The organism is Nocardioides sp. BGA-UO-ETr-FS32 (assembly GCF_059567905.1).
On sequence record NZ_JCAQOX010000009.1, the window covers coordinates 1 to 5,563 of the forward strand.

The 5,563-nt window shown below is 56.1% G+C and carries 3 rRNA genes; all 3 read left to right on the plus strand.

What is annotated here, in order from left to right:
- The first annotated feature begins 206 nt into the window (after positions 1-206).
- The 3 genes from AC57BS_RS04155 (at position 207) to rrf (ending at position 5,556) form a co-directional block, all read left to right on the plus strand.
- Positions 207-1,721, plus strand: a 16S ribosomal RNA gene (locus AC57BS_RS04155).
- Positions 1,722-2,178: 457 nt separating this feature from the next.
- Positions 2,179-5,313, plus strand: a 23S ribosomal RNA gene (locus AC57BS_RS04160).
- A 125-nt stretch (positions 5,314-5,438) separates the two neighbouring features.
- Positions 5,439-5,556: ribosomal RNA gene (gene rrf / locus AC57BS_RS04165) — 5S ribosomal RNA — on the plus strand.
- Together the 16S, 23S and 5S rRNA genes form the textbook arrangement of a ribosomal RNA operon.
- Positions 5,557-5,563: the final 7 nt, after the last annotated feature.

Here is a 5,563-nt window from a genome sequence, read left to right on the forward strand (position 1 = left end):
GGGTGCGTCTGATTCTTGAGAACTCAACAGTGTGTTTGATTAGTCGACGAATTAGTTTGTTATGCCCCGTTGACACTGGCTTTGGTTGGTGTCGCGGTTTCTTTGACAATGATTCTGGCAATTGATGTCAGTTTTGTTCAGTCAGGGGATGTGGCTCTTATTGATAGTCGCTCCTGCTGCTTTTGGGTGGTGGGGGTTGATGGTTTTCGATGGAGAGTTTGATCCTGGCTCAGGACGAACGCTGGCGGCGTGCTTAACACATGCAAGTCGAGCGGAAAGGCCACTTCGGTGGTACTCGAGCGGCGAACGGGTGAGTAACACGTGAGTAATCTGCCCCTGGCTTTGGGATAGCCACCGGAAACGGTGATTAATACCGGATATGACCATGTCACGCATGTGGTGTGGTGGAAAGTTTTTCGGCCAGGGATGTGCTCGCGGCCTATCAGCTTGATGGTGAGGTAATGGCTCACCATGGCTTCGACGGGTAGCCGGCCTGAGAGGGTGACCGGTCACACTGGGACTGAGACACGGCCCAGACTCCTACGGGAGGCAGCAGTGGGGAATATTGGACAATGGGCGGAAGCCTGATCCAGCAACGCCGCGTGAGGGATGACGGCCTTCGGGTTGTAAACCTCTTTCAGCAGGGACGAAGCGCAAGTGACGGTACCTGCAGAAGAAGCACCGGCCAACTACGTGCCAGCAGCCGCGGTAATACGTAGGGTGCGAGCGTTGTCCGGAATTATTGGGCGTAAAGGGCTCGTAGGCGGTTTGTCGCGTCGGGAGTGAAAACGCCGTGCTTAACACGGCGCTTGCTTTCGATACGGGCAGACTAGAGGTATTCAGGGGAGAACGGAATTCCTGGTGTAGCGGTGAAATGCGCAGATATCAGGAGGAACACCGGTGGCGAAGGCGGTTCTCTGGGAATGACCTGACGCTGAGGAGCGAAAGTGTGGGGAGCGAACAGGATTAGATACCCTGGTAGTCCACACCGTAAACGTTGGGCGCTAGGTGTGGGGTCCATTCCACGGATTCCGTGCCGCAGCTAACGCATTAAGCGCCCCGCCTGGGGAGTACGGCCGCAAGGCTAAAACTCAAAGGAATTGACGGGGGCCCGCACAAGCGGCGGAGCATGCGGATTAATTCGATGCAACGCGAAGAACCTTACCTGGGTTTGACATACACCCTGCCGCTCCAGAGATGGGGCTTCTTTTGGGGGTGTACAGGTGGTGCATGGCTGTCGTCAGCTCGTGTCGTGAGATGTTGGGTTAAGTCCCGCAACGAGCGCAACCCTCGTTCTATGTTGCCAGCACGTAATGGTGGGGACTCATAGGAGACTGCCGGGGTCAACTCGGAGGAAGGTGGGGATGACGTCAAGTCATCATGCCCCTTATGTCCAGGGCTTCACGCATGCTACAATGGCCGGTACAAAGGGCTGCGATCCCGTGAGGGGGAGCGAATCCCAAAAAGCCGGTCTCAGTTCGGATTGGGGTCTGCAACTCGACCCCATGAAGTCGGAGTCGCTAGTAATCGCAGATCAGCAACGCTGCGGTGAATACGTTCCCGGGCCTTGTACACACCGCCCGTCACGTCACGAAAGTCGGCAACACCCGAAGCCGGTGGCCCAACCCTTGTGGAGGGAGCCGTCGAAGGTGGGGCTGGCGATTGGGACGAAGTCGTAACAAGGTAGCCGTACCGGAAGGTGCGGCTGGATCACCTCCTTTCTAAGGAGCACACGCCCCGATGCCAGGCGAATGTTCTGGCACGCATGGTGGTGTTCACTAGTGGAATCGTCGATGGTCAGGTCATCTGTTCCAGCTTGTCTGGGGTGGTGGTCTGGTTACTCATGGCCCTGCGTTGGTGGGGGATGGGGTCAAGCACACTGTTGGGTCCTGAAGGATCAGCCGTTTGTTGGTTGGTTGTTCTGGTCCTCCCTTTGCTCGTGGGCGCCCGTGTGGGTGGTCGTGGGTGTTGGTGGGGTTGTTGTTTGAGATCTGCATAGTGGACGCGAGCATCTTCGTGGCCGGCTTTGGCTGGCTGCGAGTAGTTCAATGAGCTCAAGTATGAGTTCAGTCGGCGTGGCCTGTTTCCTTACGGGTTGCGTCGTTTTTGCTGGCCTGCCTCTTTGATTGGGGGGTGGGCTGGTGTTGTCTCTTTGTGTGTGTTGTCTTGACGTTGTTGAGACAAGCTATGAAGGGCACATGGTGGATGCCTTGGCATCAAGAGCCGATGAAGGACGTTGGAGCCTGCGATAAGCCCTGGGGAGTTGGCAACCAAGCTGTGATCCGGGGGTGTCCGAATGGGGAAACCCAGCACGAGTCATGTCGTGTTACCTGCACCTGAACACATAGGGTGTGTGGAGGGAACGTCGGGAAGTGAAACATCTCAGTACCGACAGGAAGAGAAAACAACAGTGATTCCGAGAGTAGTGGCGAGCGAAATCGGATGAGGCTAAACCTCAGGCGTGTGATACCCGGCAGGGGTTGCGTCTGGGGGGTCGTGGGACCGCTCATCAAGTACTGCCGTGCTTGGAGGAAGTCAAAAACCTGTGTGGAAGTCGAAGTCGGTTGGAAAGCCGTACCGTAGAGGGTGATAGGCCCGTAGACGTAAAGCGCAGGCTTCCGAGCGTGTTCCCAAGTAACACGGAACCCCTGAAATTCCGTGTGAATCTGGCGGGACCACCCGTTAAGCCTAAATACTCCTTGATGACCGATAGCGGACAAGTACCGTGAGGGAAAGGTGAAAAGTACCCCTGGCGGGGAGTGAAATAGTACCTGAAACCGTGTGCCTACAATCCGTCGGAGCCTTGTGCCACTTGTGGTGGGGGTGACGGCGTGCCTTTTGAAGAATGAGCCTGCGAGTTTGCGGTGTGTTGCGAGGTTAACCCGTGTGGGGAAGCCGTAGCGAAAGCGAGTCCGAACAGGGCGATTCAGTAGCGCGCTCAAGACCCGAAGCGAAGTGATCTATCCATGGGCAGGTTGAAGCGTCGGTAAGACGACGTGGAGGACCGAACCCACTTAGGTTGAAAACTGAGGGGATGACCTGTGGATAGGGGTGAAAGGCCAATCAAACTTCGTGATAGCTGGTTCTCCCCGAAATGCATTTAGGTGCAGCGTTGCGTGTTTCTTGCCGGAGGTAGAGCACTGGATAGCCGATGGGCCCTACAAGGTTACTGACGTTAGCCAAACTCCGAATGCCGGTAAGTGAGAGCGCAGCAGTGAGACTGCGGGGGATAAGCTCCGTAGTCGAGAGGGAAACAGCCCAGATCATCAGCTAAGGCCCCTAAGCGGTGACTAAGTGGAAAAGGATGTGGAGTCGCATTGACAACCAGGAGGTTGGCTTGGAAGCAGCCACCCTTGAAAGAGTGCGTAATAGCTCACTGGTCAAGTGATTCCGCGCCGACAATGTAGCGGGGCTCAAGTCATCCGCCGAAGCTATGGCATTCAGCGAATACATCAGCATCGACTTGATCGGTGTTCAGTGCGCTGGATGGGTAGGGGAGCGTCGTGTGGGCAGTGAAGCGCCGGAGTGATCCAGGTGTGGAGGCCACACGAGTGAGAATGCAGGCATGAGTAGCGAATCACGGGTGAGAAACCCGTGCGCCGAATGATCAAGGGTTCCAGGGTCAAGCTAATCTGCCCTGGGTAAGTCGGGACCTAAGGCGAGGCCGACAGGCGTAGTCGATGGACAACGGGTTGATATTCCCGTACCGGCGAAGTTGCGCCCATGACGAACCTGGTGATGCTAACCACCCGAAGCTCATCGGACCGGACCCTTCGGGGCGAGGCTGGTGGGTGGAGCGTGGGACCCGAGCTGGTAGTAGTCAAGCGATGGGGTGACGCAGGAAGGTAGCCCAGCCACAGCGATGGTTGTCTGTGGGCAAGCGCGTAGGACGTGGTGTAGGCAAATCCGCACCATCCACTTCAGTGTGGAGTCTGAGACGTGACGCGGAGCCATATATGGCGAAGTGGGTGATCCTATGCTGTCGAGAAAAACCTCTAGCGAGCAACGAGCCGCCCGTACCCCAAACCGACTCAGGTGATCAAGTAGAGAATACTAAGGCGATCGAGACAACCATGGTTAAGGAACTCGGCAAAATGCCCCCGTAACTTCGGGAGAAGGGGGGCCCGGATCGTGAACCCACTTGCTGGGGGAAGCGTGAAGGGCCGCAGAGACCAGGGGAAAGCGACTGTTTACTAAAAACACAGGTCCGTGCGAAGTTGTAAGACGATGTATACGGACTGACTCCTGCCCGGTGCTGGAAGGTTAAGAGGACCGGTTAGGCACATTGTGCCGAAGCTGAGAATTTAAGCCCCAGTAAACGGCGGTGGTAACTATAACCATCCTAAGGTAGCGAAATTCCTTGTCGGGTAAGTTCCGACCTGCACGAATGGAGTAACGACTTTCCCACTGTCTCAACCATGGACTCGGCGAAATTGCACTACGAGTAAAGATGCTCGTTACGCGCGGCAGGACGGAAAGACCCCGGGACCTTTACTATAGTTTGGTATTGGTGTTTGGTACGGCTTGTGTAGGATAGGTGGGAGACTGTGAAGTCCACACGCCAGTGTGGGTGGAGTCAACGTTGAAATACCACTCTGGTCGTACTAGATGTCTAACCTAGGTCCGTTATCCGGATCAGGGACAGTGCCTGATGGGTAGTTTAACTGGGGCGGTTGCCTCCTAAAATGTAACGGAGGCGCTCAAAGGTTCCCTCAGCCTGGTTGGCAATCAGGTGGCGAGTGTAAGTGCACAAGGGAGCTTGACTGTGAGACAGACATGTCGAGCAGGGACGAAAGTCGGAACTAGTGATCTGGCCACGGCATGTGGAAGCGTGGTCACTCAACGGATAAAAGGTACCCCGGGGATAACAGGCTGATCTTCCCCAAGAGTCCATATCGACGGGATGGTTTGGCACCTCGATGTCGGCTCGTCGCATCCTGGGGCTGGAGTAGGTCCCAAGGGTTGGGCTGTTCGCCCATTAAAGCGGCACGCGAGCTGGGTTTAGAACGTCGTGAGACAGTTCGGTCCCTATCCGCCGCGCGCGCAGGAAACTTGAGAAAGGCTGTCCCTAGTACGAGAGGACCGGGATGGACGAACCTCTGGTGTGCCAGTTGTTCTGCCAAGAGCACGGCTGGTTGGCTACGTTCGGAAGTGATAACCGCTGAATGCATCTAAGCGGGAAGCACGTTTCAAGATGAGGTTTCCCACCACGTAAGTGGGTAAGGCCCCCCACAGAACATGGGGTTGATAGGCCGGAGGTGTACAGCAGTAATGCCCAGCCGACCGGTACTAATAGGCCGAGGGCTTGTCCCAACCACGTACAAGACCACACACGCGCAAAACAACGAACACATGTTCGCGTCCACTAGGCAGTTCCCAACCAACAAACCCAACCCCCCCAACGGGCGGGGGAAGAGGTTTGATGAGGTTGAAAGAGTTACGGCGGCCATAGCGAAACGGGAAACACCCGGTCCCATACCGAACCCGGAAGTTAAGCCTTTCAGCGCCGATGGTACTGCAACCGAGAGGTTGTGGGAGAGTAGGACGCCGCCGGACAAACATT